The following is an 18,554-nucleotide window of genomic DNA, read 5'->3' on the forward strand; positions in this document are numbered from 1 at the left end:
CATTTTCGTCAATACCCTTATTATTCACCGCGTTCGGAGGGATGGCAGAGTGGTCGAATGCACCGGTCTTGAAAACCGGCAACGGTTTACCCCGTTCTAGGGTTCAAATCCCTATCCCTCCGCCACATTCAAATAAAAAGGCCTTATCGAAAGATAAGGCCTTTTTATTTGGGCGAAAGATAGGACTTTGAACCCATGGGTTCCTCTTTATTACAAGCAAGCTATCCCTCCGCCACATTATAAAGTGAAAAAGCCATTGATAATCAATGGCTTTTTTGCTTTCTAGCATTTGAAAAATCATATTCTCAGACCAAATACGGATGACTGTGACATATGTACCTATTTCGAGCCACAAATTGTACCTATTACACCCGCATGGTGTTGCCTGCTTATCTGCGTGATAAAGGCTTCTCTGCCGACATCAAAGTATCCCTGCTCACTAAACAGCGCTCCATCGCTATAGGCCGTAATCTTGTCGTTGCGGGTATCTTACGGCCATTAATCAGCAACTTAACCCCACAATCACAGCCAGATGCGTTTAAAGCACACGTTAATCAATTGATTAATGATGCCCGTGCAGGCTTTGTTGGGGCAACAGAAACGCTTGATGAAAATGCCAAGCCTGTGCGGGAAATCATTCAGTTTATTCCCACTCGACCAACGCAATTAGCACATAATAGTGCGACATATGACAATTATCCCTCACCAACAAACTTGGCATTCTCAAATAATTCGAGTAGTAAAAAGCAAACAAATTCAGTCGCTAACGTCACATTAACTGATGCGTTGATTAAGTTTATTGCGTCTAAACAAAAGCAGTCTGTCTCAGTGTTAACGGTAAAGCAGCTTAATCAACGTATAGGCCACTTTATTGAAAGAACCCACCTAGATGATGTATTCGACATAACCAGCGCTGAGGCGATGGAATACAAGGATTGCTTACTTGAAGAGGGCAGAAGCCACAAAAGTAACAAAGACTACTTAGCTGCGGTGTCGCAGTTCTTTAAGTGGTGCAAACTGATGCGCTACACCACCGCCAACCCGTTTGATGAAGTGAAACTATCAAAGCCAAGCAATCAAGCAGGGCATGACCTAGCGCGCCAACGCTGGCAACCAGAGCAACTAAAACACGTACTGCAATCACAAGACTTTATTGATAAGCACCCTGACTTTAAATGGATAACACTATTGATGCTCTATCACGGTCTAAGGCCTTCAGAGGCTTGTCAGCTACACAGCAATGATATAGCCGTAATCGATGGCATAAGCGTCATTCACGTGACTAATGAGGGCATGAGCCAACAACTCAAGACAACTCAGTCAAAACGAACGGTTCCGCTACATCAAAAACTCATTGAGCTTGGTTTTATTGATTTCGTTCAAACCATTACTGACCGAACATCAAAAAGCTGTCAGTTAAAAAATAGTCATTTAACAAACAGCCCGTTATTTCATTATCAACCCAGTAGCGATGGTGTTTGGTCGCACAGATTCTGCCGTGAGTTTGGCAAATTACTCGACCAACTTCACTTTGTTGCAGGTAAACGACCTACAGCATACTCATTCCGTCACACCTTTATTGATGAACTGAAACAACTGCAAACAGAAGAGTCGATGGTGGCACAGCTTGTTGGACACGTTTATCACAACATCACCTATGGACGATACGGCAAGCAATATGATGTGAAAACACTCAAACCAGTGGTGGATAAAGTCAGTTACACATTGAATTTATTTCTACCAGTATAAGAAGTGGGATTATATGAGAGGATTTTTGCTGAAAAGATAAACCGTAGAGCGTTAATCATGACAACAGTCAGTAAATCCTGAGTGACTTTATACGCCAAAATTTGCTCTCACAGCGGCAAAAATCGACTGAGAAATGATGAAACGTACCCGCGACATCATTTCTCAGCCGCACTTATCAAATCCTACGGGCGAAAATCGATAATACATCTTGCTGAGAAATCGAAATTTCACCTTTTTTCGTGTTAATTTCACGCTCATTTCACGTAACTGTTCACTTAAAGAATGCAATTTAAACCGCTTCGCACTCAGTGAGTGCGAAGCCAAAACAGCCCACTTATTAAGTGGGACTACAACGTAACCCGGTACGCTCCTATCCCACTTTTTGTTCCAAAAAGGTCGGATAGGAGCTACGGGCAAGGGGAGAACCCCTTAACCCCAACAGCCACATGCTGCGCATGTGAAAAAGTCAAAAGAGTGAAAGATAAAATCAGCTGGGACACTTTTATATGGTACGCACTGTTTTTATGTACAGTTATAATGGGATTTCATCGATTTACAACTAAAAAACGATTTAAAATCGTTCTTTAGTTGTATCGTATTAAAAATAGAAAAATCGTAATCATCTGATTTTATTGGCTTTAATTTTTAGTGTACTGAGCCAAAATTCTACTTTACGCGCAACCTCGGTTTGTTTTTGTCTGTTAGGCACAATTAATTGCTTTACTTCAATAAGATAGCAAATGTAGGATGATATTAATCAATAACTTAAACGGCCGACTTTAAATTTATTTGGCCCTTTAATAAGCTGTTGAGGCTGTAGAATTACTCATTTTACAGAAAAACAGCCTTTATTATGGGTTCCAAATGCATTACCTAGTGTTTTAAAAGGGTTTAGGATTGATTTCAGGAGCTCGTTTTTTAATTGAATTTGGCTGTTAGAGTTATTCTACAGTCTCGTTATATTTCAAGGAGGATTAGTGAAGCATTTAGTTTTAGTTTTTTCTTTTCTGGTTGTTGGCTGTACCAGTTTAAAAGATGCTAGTGAAAGCCGCCATAATCCTGAAGTTTTTGTTGGTATAGAAGATGGAAACCTGATTTATCAAGGTGAAATAACTGAAACATCAAATAATGTGATTTTTTCATTGTTTAGGGCTGCTGAATTCAAGCCAAACCGACTGATTATTTCGAGCCAGGGCGGTGAGATTGGTGCCGGAATGAATTTAGGTCAGTGGGTTAGAGATAATAATTTGGATGTTGAGGTCACAAGAGTATGCGCTTCTTCTTGTGCTAACTATGTATTACCAGCTGCCAATACGAAGTACTTAAGAAAAGACTCGATTCTGATATGGCATGGTAGCGCTTGGCAATCCAATTGGCATGTCGATCAAGAGCACCGTGAAGCTTTCAACACTTACATAACTTTAATGCGTAAAAAGGAAACTGATTTTTACGCAGATATCGCAGTCGATAACCTACTAGCTACTTACGGCCAGTCTAAATTTAATTTCTTGGACTCCACTCTGGGCTTTTTTGGTAAAGGAACTGTTGGTTTTGATTACTCTAAAGCTGATATGAAAAAATTTGGACTAGTTAATATTGTACTCTTAGATGGCGAATGGGATTGGAGAAAATATCGGCCTGATAGATCAAATCTGGTTAAGCGTATCAGGGTTGACGATGATTTTGAGTTTAAGCTTCGTAGATTTGAAATATAACAAAAAAATTTTATCACCAGCAAAAGGCGCTGGCTGCGACGTCAACCCGCTGCGTGGCTTTCCGCGCTAAATTTGGGCGTTAATCATTGACAACCTACTCAATAAATATTTAAATGTCATATATCAACTACGAATGTTCACTATCTGAGATGTGATTTTACGATTAGTTATTGATTATAATGAATTTTAATTTTATTTTGTGGCTGATTTCTTGGGTTCAAATCCCTATCCCTCCGCCACATTCAAATAAAAAGGCCTTATCGAAAGATAAGGCCTTTTTATTTGGGCGAAAGATAGGACTTTGAACCCATGGGTTCCTCTTTATTACAAGCAAGCTATCCCTCCTCAAGATTTAAGACCAAATGCCAAATCGACAAATCTAAGGCCTTTTATTTTGGCAAAAGATAGGGCTTTAAACCCACAGGCTCCTCTTTATTACAAGCAAGCTATCCCTCCTCAAGATTTAAGACCAAATGCTAAATCGACACATTTAAGGCCTTTTTATTTGGGCGAAAGATAGGGCTTTGAACACACGAGTTCCTCTTTATTACAAGCAAGCTATCCCTCCTCAAGATACACAACAAAATGCTAAATCGACACATTTAAGGCCTTTTTATTTGGGCGAAAGATAGGACTTTAAACCCACGGGCTCCTCTTTATGATAAGCAAGCAATCCCTCCACAAGATTTAACTAGAAATGTCCAACTTTATGGGGTCACTTCAAATTGATGAGGCTTTTTTGTTTTGGCGAAAGATAGGACTTTGAACCCACGGGCTCCTCTTTATTACAAGCAAGCTGTCCCTCCTCAAGATTCAACTAGTAAGGCATCTAAAAGATAAGGTCTTTAGATGCGTCGAAAGATAGGGTTTTAAACCCACGAGCTCCTCACGCGCGCACATTTATACCAATCCTTGCAATCAACACCGAGCGATTTACGCCGTCAGATTGATAGCGCATTGTTAAGCGCAACTTATTGTTTTACTGTAGACAACATAAGATAAATTACGCAGTTGATACCGATAACGGCAAATACATGACGTTTTACACATAAAGGGAAATAAAATGTATAAACACACTTCAATATTGGCACTTGCTATGGTGCTGCTAATGGGTTGCTCTGGCACTGTACCCACCTTAGGGGTCACCGCCGGAAAATTAACGCCATGCCCAGATTCGCCCAACTGCGTGAATAGTCAGCAATCAACTACAGATGAAGAGCATTATATTGAGCCGATTGCGTTTAGCGGCTCGGCTCAACAAGCTCAAGTCGGCCTATTGCACGTATTAAAAGCGGCAGAGCGAGCGAGTATTGTGGTGGTAGAAGATAATTATATTCGGGTTGAATTTACGTCGCAGATTATGCGCTTTGTTGACGATGTTGAGTTTTATTTTCCGTCAGCTGAGTCAGGTAACATCATGATTCAGGTAAGGTCAGCCTCACGTGTGGGTCACTCAGACTTTGGGGTTAACCGTGAACGAATTGAACAGATTAGAGCCGAGTTTAACGCGTTACCGCAATAATAGACTGCAACATTAAAAAGTCGCAGTACCAAGCCGCTTAAGCAAACTGGCTTTGTAATGCCGTAGCTCTCCGCGATTTAGGGTTAATGGCTATGCCTACGTGATAAACGTCAGCATAGCCATTTGTATTTTATGAGCGTTAAACCACTATTCCGCTAATTTGTCGGCCAACAGCTCAAGTCTATCCTGGCCCCAAAATGGCTCGCTTTGATACACGTAGGTCGGCACACCCAACAAGCCTTTTTCAATCGCAGTCGCAGTATTGGCTTCGTATATCGTTTCAATTTCACTCGATGATGCCTGTGCAATAACCTTATCTGAATCAAGTTGCAATGATGTGAGGATCTGGCCGATCAATGCCACATCGGCAATGTTTTGCTCTTTTGCCCAACATGCCGCCAGCATTTGCGCGACAAACTCGGCGGGGTCTTGTCCCAGTTGTTGGAGCGCAATAGTACATTTGTCGGCCAAGCTTGGGTCTGCTGGGAAAAAAGCCGGATGAAGCGTAAGGGGTAATTGGCGTTTTTTAGACCAGCGCGCTAATTCAATTAAACGATAATCTTGTCTCGCTTGCGGACGTTGCTTTACCGGTAACACGCCTCGCTCGGCAAACAGTTTGCCAAGTTTTATCGGCTTATAGTCAATGGCGGTGTGATGCTCTGCCGCAATGGCGGTAAACGTATGGTGACCTAAATAGGCATAGGGAGAAAAGCTAGTAAAGTAATACTCAATGGCAGTTTTCATGTTTCGCGTTACCGATTAATAAAAGTGATAAACGTGATGGTTTGATAGCGCTTTATAAACCATAGATTAACCTTATCCTGCAACGTTTGATACTGTCTAGCAATGATTTATGAACAAATGTTCTAGTTTATTCATAAAGTCAGTATCAGTCCTAGGGTCTGCTCCTTGAGGCTCTTCAAAAAAGTATTGCTGCGGTTGAGTAAGCTTAGTTTTACTCCGCCAACAAAGGCGCTAAAACAGTTAACTCACCATCAATAGGCTCGTTAATGGTTAACCCTAAAATATCCGCAATGAGTGGATATAGGTGAATATTATCGGCCTGGTCAATATGTTGTTGATTAAATGCAGGCCCTTGAGCATATAACACTGTGTTCATGTCGCTGATAACATTAGCATCATAGCCATGTTTACCTGTTACTCCTGCGCGCGCATCGGTACTGGTAATGTAATGTTGGTTGCTGATGAGTACTGCATCACCAATCGAAAGATTATCGCTAAAGTGTAAATTGGCAGGCACATCGTCACGGCGATAAAACTGCAAGCCTGGCACTTTATTAGCTAATAAGGCTAATGCGTCTAAATCTTGTTGCTTGTTATCGCCAATGGCAGTGACTAACGAAAAAGCGGCGTCGTTATTAAAGCTAAATTTATCTTTTAATGCTGGAGCTTCATCAAACAGTTTGTCGGTATACATTCGTGGAAATTTCGCCACATTGGTCATGCCATGATCAGAAGTAATAATCACGTTCACTGAAAATGGTAATGCCTTAATGCCTGCAAGTAGCTGCCCTATGGCCTGATCAACTTGGTTAACCGCTTGGCGAGTTTGGCTAGAATCTGGGCCGTGAATATGCCCTGCAGTGTCAACGTCTGAAAAGTATAATGTTACAAATTGGGGGCGCTGATCTTGCGGTAAATTAAGCCATTGTAATACCTGTTCAACCCGCTGATTATTTGGGGCATCGTCATTATAGGGTAACCAATAATCTGGACGCTGACCGGCAATTTCCGCTTCTGATCCTGGCCAAAAATACGTCGCACTTTTCATACCTTGTTGGCCTGCCAATGACCATAAGGGGACGCCTTGATAAAAACGTCCGTCGGTAACGGCTTGCTTTATATTCATTGCATAGGTTTGCTGCAATTTTTGATGATAAAAACGATTGGCAACAATACCGTGATGCGCAGGATAAAGACCTGTGACTAAAGTGATATGGTTAGGAAATGTCACCGTTGGAAACGATGGTTTAAATTGAGTCACCTGAGCGGCATTGCGCGCAAATTCAGTTATAAACGTTGGCTTATGCAGTTGGGTGTAATCATGACGGTATCCATCAATAGACACCAATAACACATAAGGTTTTTGGGTTTGTTCAACCTGTGGGTTAGCCAATGCACTATTGATGCTAAGCAATAACCCACAACCAAATAAACCACTAATCAATAAACCTAAAGTGACTGTTACGCGCATGGAGATATCTCAATGAATGATTTTAAAATAACAATCATATCAATAGAATATGACAGCTTTATTGATTTAATAAGCTTTTTAGTTTAGCTGCTCTCTAAACTGTAAATACGCAGTAGTGATGGCTTGGGCATCTTCTACTTGAGGGTAATGCCCGAGTGTCGGCAGGGTGGTAACATTTGCATTGGGGATCAATTGACTGTAGCGATCGATCATATGCTGACCCGAGATCGGATCTAATGCACCCGCAATCAATTTAACGGGTACAGGGCTGTTCACTAGCGCTCCAACCCAACGTTGACGGTGTTGTTTACGTTGGGTCATATAGGTGATGATTTTGTGCATCACTGCAATACCATCATTATGGATTAACAATTGCCAAAGCGTATTGACTACTTCTGGCGTTGGCGGGGTTGCTGGGCCAAATATATGGTGTAAGTTGGCAGCAAATTTTGACTTGGTGATCCTTTTTGCCACAAAGGCCCCTATGGGCGATAACAATAACTTTTGAATCAATACCGGTTTGTGGGTTTCAGGAAATAAGCCGCCATTTAATAAACACACGCTGTTAATGTGCATTTTGCTGTCACCATCAACTTGTCTTGCAAGTAACTCTTGTGCAACAGTATCGCCGTAATCATGGGCTAAAATATGATATTCATTCACGCCTAACTTAGCTAAAAATGCCTGATAAATATCGGATTGTTGGCTGATTAAATACTCGCTATTTTTAGGTTTGTCAGACAAGCCAAAACCCAGCATATCAAGGGTTATCACATAATAATGCTCAATGAGTTGTGGCCACATACCTTCCCAATCCCAACTGGCGCTAGGAAAACCATGAATAAGCAATAATGCTGGCGCAGAGGAATTACCTCCAGTGCGAGTAAAAATTTGCTGGCCATTAAGTTGCTCAAACTGCCCATGTTGTTGCCATTCATCCAATGAAATCATTATGCTAATCCCTTTAATTATTGTGTTATTGGGGCCTTGGTATTTGCTCGTCTGCACAACACTCGTCTTGCAAAAAACCAATGACTGACTGCAAGGTATCATATTCTGTAATACAAAATAACGTTCTCCCTTCGCGGCGCTGCTTAATTAACCCCGCCGACACCAAGCTAGACACGTGGTGAGACAGTGTAGATCCAGGGATGTCTAGTTTTTGCTGTAAACCACCGACCGCAATACCTTGATAACCCGCGCGCACAACCGCACGGTAAATCATCAATCTTGTAGGATGACCTAATTCTTTCAATGCTTTCGCAATAAAATCGATATCCATAACGACACCTTAATGAAATTTATATTTCGATAATACTAGAAATAACTTTCCCTCGCTATCATTGAACTATATATTTCGACTATTCTAGAAATATAGTAAAATTGTATGGGTCACTATCATGTTGCAAGAAACCTTAAATATGTTTGTATTTTTAACCGTAGAATTAACCACGCTATTCTTATTGATTAGCTATTTAGTTGGGGTACTACAAACTTATGTGCCACCGCATAAAATTCAAGCCATTTTGAGCGACAAACACGGGCAAGGTTATATTATTGCTGGTTTTTTAGGAGCTATAACCCCCTTTTGCTCTTGTTCAACAATCCCCTTTTTAAAAGGTTTATTAAGAGCCAAAGCCGGGTTTGGCACCATGATGGTATTTTTGTTTGCCAGCCCTTTGCTTAACCCCATTATTATTGGTCTATTTACCGTAACCTTTGGGCTTAAGGTGACCTTATTTTATTTTGTCATCGCCATGGGGGTGTCGGTTATTGCAGGCTTTGGCTTAGAGAAGCTCGGCTTTGAAAAGTACATCAAACCAGAAGCCTACTTAGCCCCTGCAGCAACGGGATGTAAATCAGCATGTGGGGGTAAATCTGCCCCCGAAAATAAATGGAAAACCATTTGGCTAAGCACTTGGAGCGATTTTAAAAAAGTCTTGCCGTATTTAATTGGCGGTATTGCGATTGGCTCATTAATTTATGGTTTTATGCCAACTGAGTTAGTGGCTAAATATGCCAATAGTGATAACCCACTGGCGATACCTATCGCTGCCGTTATTGGTATTCCGCTATACATACGCGCAGAAGCGGTTATTCCATTAAGTGCAGCACTTGCGGCAAAAGGCATGGGGCTGGGTGCGGTAATGGCACTGATTATTGGCAGCGCGGGCGCCAGTTTAACGGAGGTCATTTTACTTAAAGCTATTTTTAAAAATCAGTTAGTGATTGCTTTTGTCGGTGTCATTATCTCAATGGCAATATTAGCTGGCTTTGCTTATCAGTGGTTGTTTTATACCAATTCCACTAATTATCTGGTCATTCAGCGGGAATTCTGTACCTTCTAGGCAAGTAATAGGATTGTAGGCATAGTTGCTCTCGGCAACTGCTCCTGCGTTGCTCTACCTCCTGCATCCATGCAGTCGTACGTCAAAATACTATTAAGCAGCATAGAAGGCACAGAAACCCGCCTTGCAGGAGGCGCTCAGACTGTCCATTTCTTTGTTGCATTGCCTTAGAAGGGAATAACCATTATTTCAACAATGCGCCTCAAACTGAACAGTCTGAGCGACTCTGATTGGTCACATAATTAATGGAAATGGTATTAAGTGCAAAACCCGCATGTATAGCTTGATGACTCGCCTGTAAAAATCCTGCTTAAATACGCTGCAACTTACCGCTCGCACCAATCGACTTGGTGTGAGTGTTATCAGCACCAATACAGCATTGCTCGCTGCACTCTTTGGCAGATTGTTATGTTTATTTCGCTAAACATGCTTGCTCAAGTCGTTTGTCGCAGTGCACTATGATAGCTAAATGGATATCGTAGCGGCCTAGCCAGGCCGATGATTTAATAGAGGCAACAATGTTAACCGACCCAATCTTTTGGCTTGTTGCCATACCTGCCGTGCTCATTACTGGCATTTCTAAATCTGGCTTTGCTGGCGGCGCAGGCGGATTAACGGTTCCATTATTAGCTCTTGCCATCAGTCCTGCTGCAGCTGCGGCGGTAATGTTACCGCTACTGGTTTACATGGACTTTTTAAGTGTCCGCTCTTGGTGGAATAAACAAAGTAATCAACAATTACTCATTTTATTACCCGCGGCCATTGTCGGTATTGTGCTGGCGTATTTATTGTTTGATCAACTTAATGAGCAGTATCTTCGCGGTATTTTAGGGGTTATTTCTTTAGGTTTTGGGATTTATGGATTAACGTTTGGTGAGTGGTCGCAGCGTAAACCGTCTGCTTTAATTGGCCGAATATGCGGCACGATTGCGGGGTTTACCAGCTTTGTTGCCCATGCAGGTGGTCCGCCACTCAATGCGTATTTAATTCCGCTGCGCTTACCCAAAACTCAATACCTTGGCACTGCAGTGATGTTTTTTGCCGTTGTGAATGTGGTTAAACTCATCCCTTATTCGATGCTAGGGCAAATCAATCTGGGCAATTTAATGGTGTCGGCAATACTAGCTCCCATTGCTTGGATTGGAGTCAAACTGGGTTTGCGGATCCAGAATAAATTTAATGAAAAACAATTTAAGCAGATCATTCTAACGTTGATGATACTGGTGGGTTTGCGTTTATTGTGGACCGCATTTATGCCGTCGTAATAAGGATATGTCATGAGCACTGAAAATCGATTTTTTTATGAACCCTGTAAAGGCCATGGCCTGCCACATAATCCATTAAATGCGATTATTGGCCCACGCCCCATTGGCTGGATTTCGTCGCGTAATGCCCAGGGGCAGCGAAACTTAGCCCCTTATAGCTTTTTTAACTGCTTTAACTACGACCCACCAATCATTGGTTTTGCCAGCACCGCCTGGAAAGACAGTGTGGCCAATATTGTTGAAACAGGCGAGTTTGTGTGGAACTTAACGACTCGCACGTTAGCCGAGCAAATGAACCTAACCTCAGCGGCCTTACCTCGTGGTACAGACGAGTTTGAATTTGCAGGGTTAACCCCAGTAGCAGGCAATATTGTCGCGGCAGATAGGGTCGCCGAAAGCCCTGTCAACTTTGAATGTAAGTTAACGCAGTGCATTCAACTCACTGATGCAAATGGTGATAAAATTGATACCTGGTTGGTGCTGGGTGAAGTAGTGGCTGTTCACATTGAAAAGCACTTACTCAGTGCGGAAGGCATTTACCAAACTGCACTAGCAGAGCCTGTGTTACGCGCAGGTGGCCCCTCGGCTTATTACGGTATTTCAGACGAGCAGCGTTTCGATTTACATCGCCCTACGCTGTAAACGCCAAATAATTAAGGCTACCAATGGTAGCCTTAATTGTCTTGATTATCCGCTCAAATAGATGATTAGAACTGGTAATGTAAACCTAATGCAAGTTGCTCGATTTCAGCATCAATATCATTAACATAGCCATATTCATCGATATCAAGATCACCTTTGCTCATATCGTAACTTAAACGAAGATTAAGGTTTTCGGTCAAAGCCGCATTTAGGCCAATGCCGTAAGTAAAGCCAATACCCGAAGCGGTAAAGTCATCATAATAACCATCAACAACAACCGCCATTGATGCGACACCCACTTTAGCAAAAACCGAAAATGTCTCATTAAAACGTGCAGTAAATGTAGGAGTAAAGGTCAGTGCGCCAGCGACAACATCTTCATAGTCATCACCTACATCGGCGGCAAAAAAGTTACTTTCCAAGCCAAACCAATTGTTAAACTGATAGCCACCGTATATCCCAAAACCCGTAGCATCGACAGAGCCACTGGCATCATCAGAACTGAGTTCTGTTTTATTGATTGCACCACCAATATAAAAACCGCTGTCATCTGATGTTGATAAGTTTGTATCAGTGTTGGCAAAAGCTGGAGTAGCTAAAACAGCGCACAAGGTTGTGGCGAGAAGAGAGATTTTGTACATCATTGTTCCTTAATGATATTAATAAAAAGCGCGAGCATAATACTACAAACAGCTTAAACGTAAATAGCTAATATCATTAATTTTTCACTGTGAGATATCGCGTTAACACATCGATTTATCTACCATTTAAAATCAGTTGTTCTCACAAAACACAAACAGCAAAAAGCCCAAGTGATCGCCTACATTAGGCTGCCACTTGGGCTATTTTAATCAATAAAGGCTATCTTAAAGGCTAATGCCTAATGCTTTTACTGTTTCGATATTGATGTACTTATCGGTTGGTAAATCATTATCTGTTTGGAACGCGTTTACCGCTTTAATGGTATCAACACCCACTACGCCATCAATCTTGCCAGGGTTATAGCCTTTTGTTGCTAATGCCTGTTGAAGATCGGTAATGGTTGAGCGAGTCATGTTGGTTTCACATAAAATGGGACGCCATTCCATGAAGCCATCTTTATCAATACGACTCAGTGACACGGTTTCAAATTCAGCAGGGATTTCAGTACGTAACTCTTTGGCTTCAGAAACCAGCTTAGTCACGTTCATCGTTTCATACTTAGCTTCAATGTCGACACGCTGAGTCGTCGCAGGGCTGACTACAACACGGCGGCTTACCGTTTCATATTCAGCTGGCGTAGCAGTTAAACAAATTTTATTACCGGTACGTGTCGTTTTTGGGTGTTCGTCGTTGTGCACTTCATGCCACACAAACTCAACATCAGCAACTTTTTGAGTCACTTGTACATCTTTATATTTAGCAGGTACTTGAGTGCGCACTTCTTTTGCTTCGCTCACTAACTCTTGCACTCGTACGGTTTCGTATTCTGCAGGTATCTCAACAGTGCGCGAAGTTGCAGGTGATACTAATACACGCTTGGTGAGCGTTTTATAAGTGGCAGGCACTTCGACTAAACACATGATTTCGCCAGTGGCTTCATCAATTTTTTGGATTGGACCCACACCCTTTTTCCAAATATTGTGGGCAGGTACATCGACCACTTCTTCGGTAACCGTTTCATATTGTGCAGGCACCTGCTCCATGCGGGTGCTGGCTTCTTTAACCAATATACGCTTTTCAACCCAGCGAAATTCTGCAGGAATAGTCTCGACAACGTCATAAGCCTCAGCAACTAATACAGACTCGCCCTTTTGCTCGTAACGTGCAGGCATATAATGTTCATGAAAACACATACCTGGGGTTGCGTTATTAAGGTTAATGCCATGATCTGTTGCAGCTTTTAGTAGCTCAGCACTGGCTGGCGCACTACCCTTACGTAAGTCGACTAACCATTGTTCACCTGCTTCACGAACTAACTTTTGCTCGGTAACTACGTCATACGTTGCTGGTACTGCAACCATTTTGTAACTAGCAGGTTGCACCTCAATAGTCTCAGTAACTTGTTGATATTGTGCAGGCACAATATCAACCTTTTCACTGGCCTCTTTCACCATTACGGTTTCGGTATAATTTTCGTATGTTGGCTCAACCCAAACACGGGCATAGCATTCACCCGGTTTTGCATTGGGCGGCAGTAATTCACCTTCGGGGCTGGCTTTCACGGTTAATGCATCTTGAGCTTGAGCCTCACGTTTAGCAACAGCTTTTTCTCGTTCTAGCAAGGCATTATTTCGCTGCTCAAGCTCTTCTGCACTATAAACTGAAACATTGGTTGGTTGTGACAAACTACTACATGCAGTTAATAAAATAGCAGCAGAAATTGTGCTTAGTTTGAAAATGGTTGTCCTTGCAGTGGCCATGATGACTCCTTGTTCGATTAGGCTGACTTGTCAACTAAATGTAACAATTTGTAAAAATTGCTGCATTTTTCCGCACAGGATATCGTCAAATTAATGACGATTCAACCTTGACAACAAAATCATCAAGACCAATACAAACAATAGCTTGCAAATAACTCTTGTTTATTTTGTCATTTTATTGTCACAAATACGGGACGATTGTTTGCAATTTAATACCAATGATTGTTAATAAAACGTTTAAAAACAACCGTTAAATTGATTATTAAAACGCCAGAACCAAATGTATGCTTGGGGTATTTTTTTGTCTTAGTGAGTGCTGAGAAAAAATCGATAAAAAAATAAATTTTTTTATATTCAAGACAAAAAAATATAAAAAGGCGATGTGAAATGAGTTTGTATTCAACCAAAGCTAGTCAATTGATGCCTAATGCTATACCGAAGAGGATATCAACAAGCACCATCACCAAATGTCAGTACTCAAACCAATAAAAGTAGGTTTTATATCAAACAATGATAGTTTGTTATACTGCAAATGAATTTAAAAGTAAGAGGCAACATTGAACATACCTGATGCCGCCGTGCCAGAGCCTATTTTACAGCGCATAACTCAGGCGATGGGCGCCAGTAAAGTAAGTCATATTGAACTTATTCAACCGCTTTGGGGTGGATACGGTCAACTGTTTAGGGCCTATTTACTTGGGCATTCTTTTCCTTCTGTGATTGTAAAATACATCCGTCTACCGCAATCTACAGCCCACCCTCGAGGTTGGAATACTCCATTATCACATCAGCGTAAATTGCGTTCTTATCAAGTTGAAGTGAATTGGTATCAAGATTACGCCAATAAACACTTACAAGCATTTAGCCCTTTACCTCATTGTTTGTGCGTTGAACAAGACTGCGATGAAACCTTACTGGTATTGCAAGACTTAAAAACGATGGGTTTTACTCAGATAAGAACCACTGCAACACCAAATACGATAAGAGCCTGTTTAACGTGGCTAGGACATTTTCATGCTCAATATATGTTTGTAACACCCACAGGGCTTTGGCCCGTTGGCACATATTGGCATTTAGATACTCGACCTGATGAATACAAGGCATTAGCCGAAGGACCTTTAAAGTCGGCGGCCAAGTTGATAGATAACACATTAAAGCAATGTCCGTTTCAAACCTTGGTGCATGGTGATGCAAAACTGGCTAATTTTTGCTTCAGTGAAGACAATCGAGCTGCGGCGGTAGACTTTCAATATATTGGCCAGGGCTGCGGTATGAAAGATGTGATAATGCTGCTCAGTAGTACACTGAATTTTAATGAACCCGATAGCGTCATTAATGATTATCTTGAGCATTATTTTACTGCATTAACAAAAGGGCTTACCGAGTTTACACCCCATATAAACCCACAAGAAGTTGAGCACGTTTGGCGGCCTTTATATTGTGTCGCCTGGGCTGATTTTCATCGATTTGTTAAAGGGTGGAGTGTTGAACACGTTAAAATAAATTCCTATACAGAAAAGCTTACCTCAAAGGCCATTGAGCAACTTTCTACTACATTTTTGATTAGTTATTGAGCAGTTAACTATTAATCACCAACGCTTATTGGCTAAGGTGTTTATTGACGACTAAAGTGTATTAACACGTCATTTTTAACATCCATCTGGTTAATCCACTCACACTTGTGAGTGCTGTGTTTCGCCTATATCCACTCAATAAGAAGACGGCATATGGAAAGTCCATTTACGTACATTTTGATCACCTTATTTTTTTCGAGTATTTTGCTGTCGATTATCTTTTTTATGACCTGGCAAACCATGGGAAAACAAAAGTACGCCTTGATGTTTTCATTGTCTTTTTTAGCATCAACGGTACTTTGGGCAAACAGTTTATTTAAAACATTGTTTTTATCACATAGCTTGTATTGGATGATTGGCTGTAGCGTGTCGATGTTGTCGGTAATATTAGGCACCTGGGGGCATTGCTTACGCACAAACACAAAGCTCCACCCCGCACTGTTGTTAGGCCTTGGTATTATAGGTATGGCATTAACCTACTTTTTTACTTTTATCAGCCCACATATAGGTTTACAAATGTCTTTGTATTTATACATCGACGTTGTACTGCTGCTGATCACAAGCGTAGTGATTATAAAACATCGAAAAAAATCACGGCCCGCTGAAGTTGGCGCATCGATAATGCATTTTGTATTTGCTGGGTGTTTATTTATTGCCGCAAGCATTGCCTTATCTCAAGGCAAAACAGTAGATACTGAAATAGTTAAGTTGTACGGTATTGTTAATTTTACCGCCTTGCCTGCCGCATATGTGGGTATGTCAGTATTTGTTATCTATATGCTGGCGTCTGATTTAGCCGAAGAAATGAAACAACTGGCAATGACAGATTTACTCACCAACTGTTTAAACCGCCGAGGGTTTTATATTCATGCCAAACAACACATGTTAGACCTTAAAAAGCTGGGGCAACATGGTTGTTTAATTTACTGGGATATTGATAAGTTTAAAGCTATTAATGATCAATATGGCCATGCAGGGGGCGATGAGGTTCTTATCAGCATAAGCCATTTAATTAAACAGCATGTCAAAAAAGATGATCTTATCGGCCGCATGGGCGGTGAAGAATTTGTGATATTAATTGGCCGTAGTAGCTATGAAGAAGCCCAAAATGTCGCAGAGCGATTAAGGACAGTCATAAATGACACGCCAATACAATTTGGTGAGCAACACATTAATGTCACCGCCAGTTTTGGCGTTGTTGAATTGGATGCACAAGACATTACCGTAGAGCAAGCAATTGATCTTGCCGATAATGCCTTATACAAAGCCAAGAGTGGTGGTCGCAATAAAGTGGTATTTAACCTTAACTCCAAGTAACTCGGTCATTGCTCCTAAATACTAAATTGTTGTTTTAAGATACTTCAATACGAATATTATCGCTTAACGTTTCAAGCTGAGACACAAGCAATGCTACAGTGACATTATCAGGTAATCTTAGCGTTAACTTAGCGCTGTAAACGGTTTTACCTAAACTGGTCACTTGCACACGGTAACACTCTTGATGATCTACACTGACTTCCAAATCATTTAAAATTTGGTTCATGTCATGGGTTAAACCAGAGCGGTCGTTACAATCTAAAGTCAATTTGCACTCTGTTGAATTATGAATAACCTCGTGTGCATACTCGGCATACACAAAAGTTAACTGAGAAAACTGCTGCTCTAAAGCATGCTTTAAGGCCATTTCTTTATCTGCATCAATCATCACTCGCATCATGGCAACAAATTGGCCATCGAGCTTAATCACTTTACTGGTTTCCCAACTGGCCCCCATATCGCGGCTCACTTGAGCCAAAGACTGCAGTAAATTAGGCTTTAGCGTGCCTAATACCGTGGTAATGAATTTATGTTGCATAGCGCCTCCATTGAGAAATACTCCTAACTACAGACTATATACCCCCTTAAACTTCGTCTGTGCACTAGGACACAATTTGCACAAAACAGTCGCGAATAACATAGGCTGATATTTCAGCAATGCCGTTGTTACAAAATAGTCATGAATGTATTTAGGTGAAAAAATTAATTAACCGAATGATAATTTTTGACAAAAAAATGCCCATTTTGGAAGCCATCACTAACTTATTGGATTATTGTTGCTAATGTCACAAGTTTGTTGGCAATCCCCATGGTTTAACCGGGTTTTAGGCACGGCCGAACACCCTGTTTTTGAGGGGTATCACATTAATGATGACAACTAGCGTTAAATCACCTTGTTGCAGAAGTTTTTTCTATCTAACTAATTTTAAAAGAGTTTATTATCAATCAAGGGTTTTATCGTTATCACCTCATACCATATAAAACCTAAGCAATTGTTTTAAAACAACTTTATTTTATTCCTTTTTGATTGAAATACTCACTACTGAATATTGCTACCTTAGTGCGAGTTATCTAAAATGCGCGCCTTGCCCAACAGGGGTACCGATTAACTTTTAGTTGTTGAACTTTTCCATAAGGGATCACGATGTCTACAAAATTTGCGAATCCAGCTCCGTTAGGATTAATGGGCTTTGGCATGACCACCATATTGCTCAACATCCACAATGCTGGCTACTTTCCAATTGATTCGATGATCCTTGCGATGGGGATTTTTTACGGCGGTATCGGCCAGGTTATTGTAGGTATGATGTGCTTTATGCGCGGCGATACGTTTGGCACAACGGCATTTACTTCATACGGCTTATTTTGGTTAACGCTAGTTGGGTTGATTTTAATGCCAAATATGGGCGTTGCAGCGAGCCCGGTACACTTTATGGGATGGTATTTAACACTTTGGGGTACATTTACCGCCTTTATGTTTGTGGGATCATTACGTTACCCACGCGCTAAGCAATTTGTGTTTGGTTCACTAACAATATTGTTCTTTTTGCTTGCCGCTCGTGACTTTACCGGTAACGAATTAATTGGCACAATCGCAGGTTTTGAAGGCATTATTTGTGGTGCCAGTGCGATTTATTTTGCTATGGCGCAGGTGCTTAATGCTGAATATGGCCGCACTATTTTACCTATTGGCGAATTAACTCAAGTAAAAGCCAATGTTGCACCACTAAAGGTTGAAGCTGAGCCAGCGACACTGCGCTCTGTAAACGCATAAATTGGCAATGGTGCGTTAAGCAAATAGTTAA

Annotated in this window: 16 protein-coding genes and 1 tRNA gene; 10 read left to right on the top strand and 7 right to left on the bottom strand. The window is 41.2% G+C overall.

Going from position 1 to position 18,554, the window contains the following annotated elements; genetic code table 11:
* The first annotated feature begins 35 nt into the window (after positions 1 to 35).
* From IEW93_RS18025 to IEW93_RS18040, 4 genes are all read left to right on the top strand, one after another.
* Positions 36 to 125 (top strand) — tRNA-Ser (locus IEW93_RS18025).
* Between the two features lie 208 nt (positions 126 to 333).
* Positions 334 to 1,749 (top strand): site-specific integrase, encoded by a 1,416-nt coding sequence (locus IEW93_RS18030; RefSeq protein WP_188740649.1) that lies wholly within the window; start codon positions 334 to 336, stop codon positions 1,747 to 1,749.
* A gap of 977 nt (positions 1,750 to 2,726) precedes the next feature.
* The gene (locus IEW93_RS18035; protein WP_165872441.1) at positions 2,727 to 3,464 is read left to right on the top strand and encodes a hypothetical protein; all 738 of its coding nucleotides are present in this window, start codon (positions 2,727 to 2,729) and stop codon (positions 3,462 to 3,464) included.
* Positions 3,465 to 4,527: 1,063 nt separating this feature from the next.
* Positions 4,528 to 4,986 carry a DUF1499 domain-containing protein gene (locus IEW93_RS18040; protein WP_188740650.1) on the top strand — a complete coding sequence of 153 codons (459 nt, stop codon included), beginning with the start codon at positions 4,528 to 4,530 and terminating at the stop codon, positions 4,984 to 4,986.
* 147 nt (positions 4,987 to 5,133) lie between these two features.
* Here the strand turns inward: IEW93_RS18040 and IEW93_RS18045 are convergent, their stop codons facing one another.
* The 4 genes from IEW93_RS18045 to IEW93_RS18060 all read right to left on the bottom strand — a co-directional run bounded on the left by IEW93_RS18045 (position 5,134) and on the right by IEW93_RS18060 (position 8,483).
* The gene (locus IEW93_RS18045) at positions 5,134 to 5,730 is read right to left on the bottom strand and encodes a 2-hydroxychromene-2-carboxylate isomerase (RefSeq protein ID WP_188740651.1); all 597 of its coding nucleotides are present in this window, start codon (positions 5,728 to 5,730) and stop codon (positions 5,134 to 5,136) included.
* A 211-nt stretch (positions 5,731 to 5,941) separates the two neighbouring features.
* Entirely contained in the window at positions 5,942 to 7,201 is a 1,260-nt protein-coding gene (locus IEW93_RS18050) for an alkaline phosphatase family protein (protein WP_188740652.1), read from the bottom strand.
* A gap of 78 nt (positions 7,202 to 7,279) precedes the next feature.
* Entirely contained in the window at positions 7,280 to 8,152 is an 873-nt protein-coding gene (locus tag IEW93_RS18055; RefSeq protein ID WP_188740653.1) for an alpha/beta fold hydrolase, read from the bottom strand.
* 25 nt (positions 8,153 to 8,177) lie between these two features.
* Entirely contained in the window at positions 8,178 to 8,483 is a 306-nt protein-coding gene (locus tag IEW93_RS18060) for an ArsR/SmtB family transcription factor (RefSeq protein ID WP_188740654.1), read from the bottom strand.
* Between the two features lie 118 nt (positions 8,484 to 8,601).
* Here IEW93_RS18060 and IEW93_RS18065 point away from each other — a divergent pair, with 118 nt between their 5' ends.
* The 3 genes from IEW93_RS18065 (at position 8,602) to IEW93_RS18075 (ending at position 11,456) form a co-directional block, all read left to right on the top strand.
* The gene (locus IEW93_RS18065) at positions 8,602 to 9,549 is read left to right on the top strand and encodes a permease (RefSeq protein ID WP_188740655.1); all 948 of its coding nucleotides are present in this window, start codon (positions 8,602 to 8,604) and stop codon (positions 9,547 to 9,549) included.
* 518 nt (positions 9,550 to 10,067) lie between these two features.
* Complete coding sequence (locus tag IEW93_RS18070; protein WP_188740656.1) at positions 10,068 to 10,814, top strand: sulfite exporter TauE/SafE family protein; 747 nt, start codon at positions 10,068 to 10,070, stop codon at positions 10,812 to 10,814.
* Positions 10,815 to 10,826: 12 nt separating this feature from the next.
* Complete coding sequence (locus IEW93_RS18075; RefSeq protein ID WP_188740657.1) at positions 10,827 to 11,456, top strand: flavin reductase family protein; 630 nt, start codon at positions 10,827 to 10,829, stop codon at positions 11,454 to 11,456.
* Between the two features lie 65 nt (positions 11,457 to 11,521).
* Here IEW93_RS18075 and IEW93_RS18080 read toward each other — a convergent pair whose 3' ends face one another.
* Both IEW93_RS18080 and IEW93_RS18085 read right to left on the bottom strand, forming a co-directional pair.
* Positions 11,522 to 12,100 (bottom strand): porin family protein, encoded by a 579-nt coding sequence (locus IEW93_RS18080; protein ID WP_373284943.1) that lies wholly within the window; start codon positions 12,098 to 12,100, stop codon positions 11,522 to 11,524.
* Between the two features lie 222 nt (positions 12,101 to 12,322).
* Positions 12,323 to 13,858, bottom strand: a complete 1,536-nt coding sequence (locus IEW93_RS18085) for a peptidoglycan-binding domain-containing protein (RefSeq protein ID WP_223419272.1) — start codon at positions 13,856 to 13,858, stop codon at positions 12,323 to 12,325.
* Between the two features lie 557 nt (positions 13,859 to 14,415).
* Between IEW93_RS18085 and IEW93_RS18090 the strand changes: the two genes are divergently transcribed.
* Complete coding sequence (locus tag IEW93_RS18090) at positions 14,416 to 15,432, top strand: phosphotransferase (RefSeq protein WP_223419271.1); 1,017 nt, start codon at positions 14,416 to 14,418, stop codon at positions 15,430 to 15,432.
* A 153-nt stretch (positions 15,433 to 15,585) separates the two neighbouring features.
* Entirely contained in the window at positions 15,586 to 16,749 is a 1,164-nt protein-coding gene (locus tag IEW93_RS18095) for a GGDEF domain-containing protein (RefSeq protein WP_188740658.1), read from the top strand.
* 34 nt (positions 16,750 to 16,783) lie between these two features.
* Here the strand turns inward: IEW93_RS18095 and IEW93_RS18100 are convergent, their stop codons facing one another.
* A complete protein-coding gene (locus IEW93_RS18100) occupies positions 16,784 to 17,287 on the bottom strand; it encodes a glycine cleavage system transcriptional repressor (RefSeq protein ID WP_188740659.1) in 504 nt (167 codons plus the stop codon).
* A 606-nt stretch (positions 17,288 to 17,893) separates the two neighbouring features.
* Here IEW93_RS18100 and IEW93_RS18105 point away from each other — a divergent pair.
* The gene (locus IEW93_RS18105; RefSeq protein ID WP_188740660.1) at positions 17,894 to 18,523 is read left to right on the top strand and encodes an acetate uptake transporter; all 630 of its coding nucleotides are present in this window, start codon (positions 17,894 to 17,896) and stop codon (positions 18,521 to 18,523) included.
* The last annotated feature ends 31 nt before the right edge of the window (positions 18,524 to 18,554 follow it).

Origin of the sequence: Shewanella inventionis, assembly GCF_014641855.1 — a bacterium.
Taxonomy (GTDB): Bacteria; Pseudomonadota; Gammaproteobacteria; order Enterobacterales; family Shewanellaceae; genus Shewanella; species Shewanella inventionis.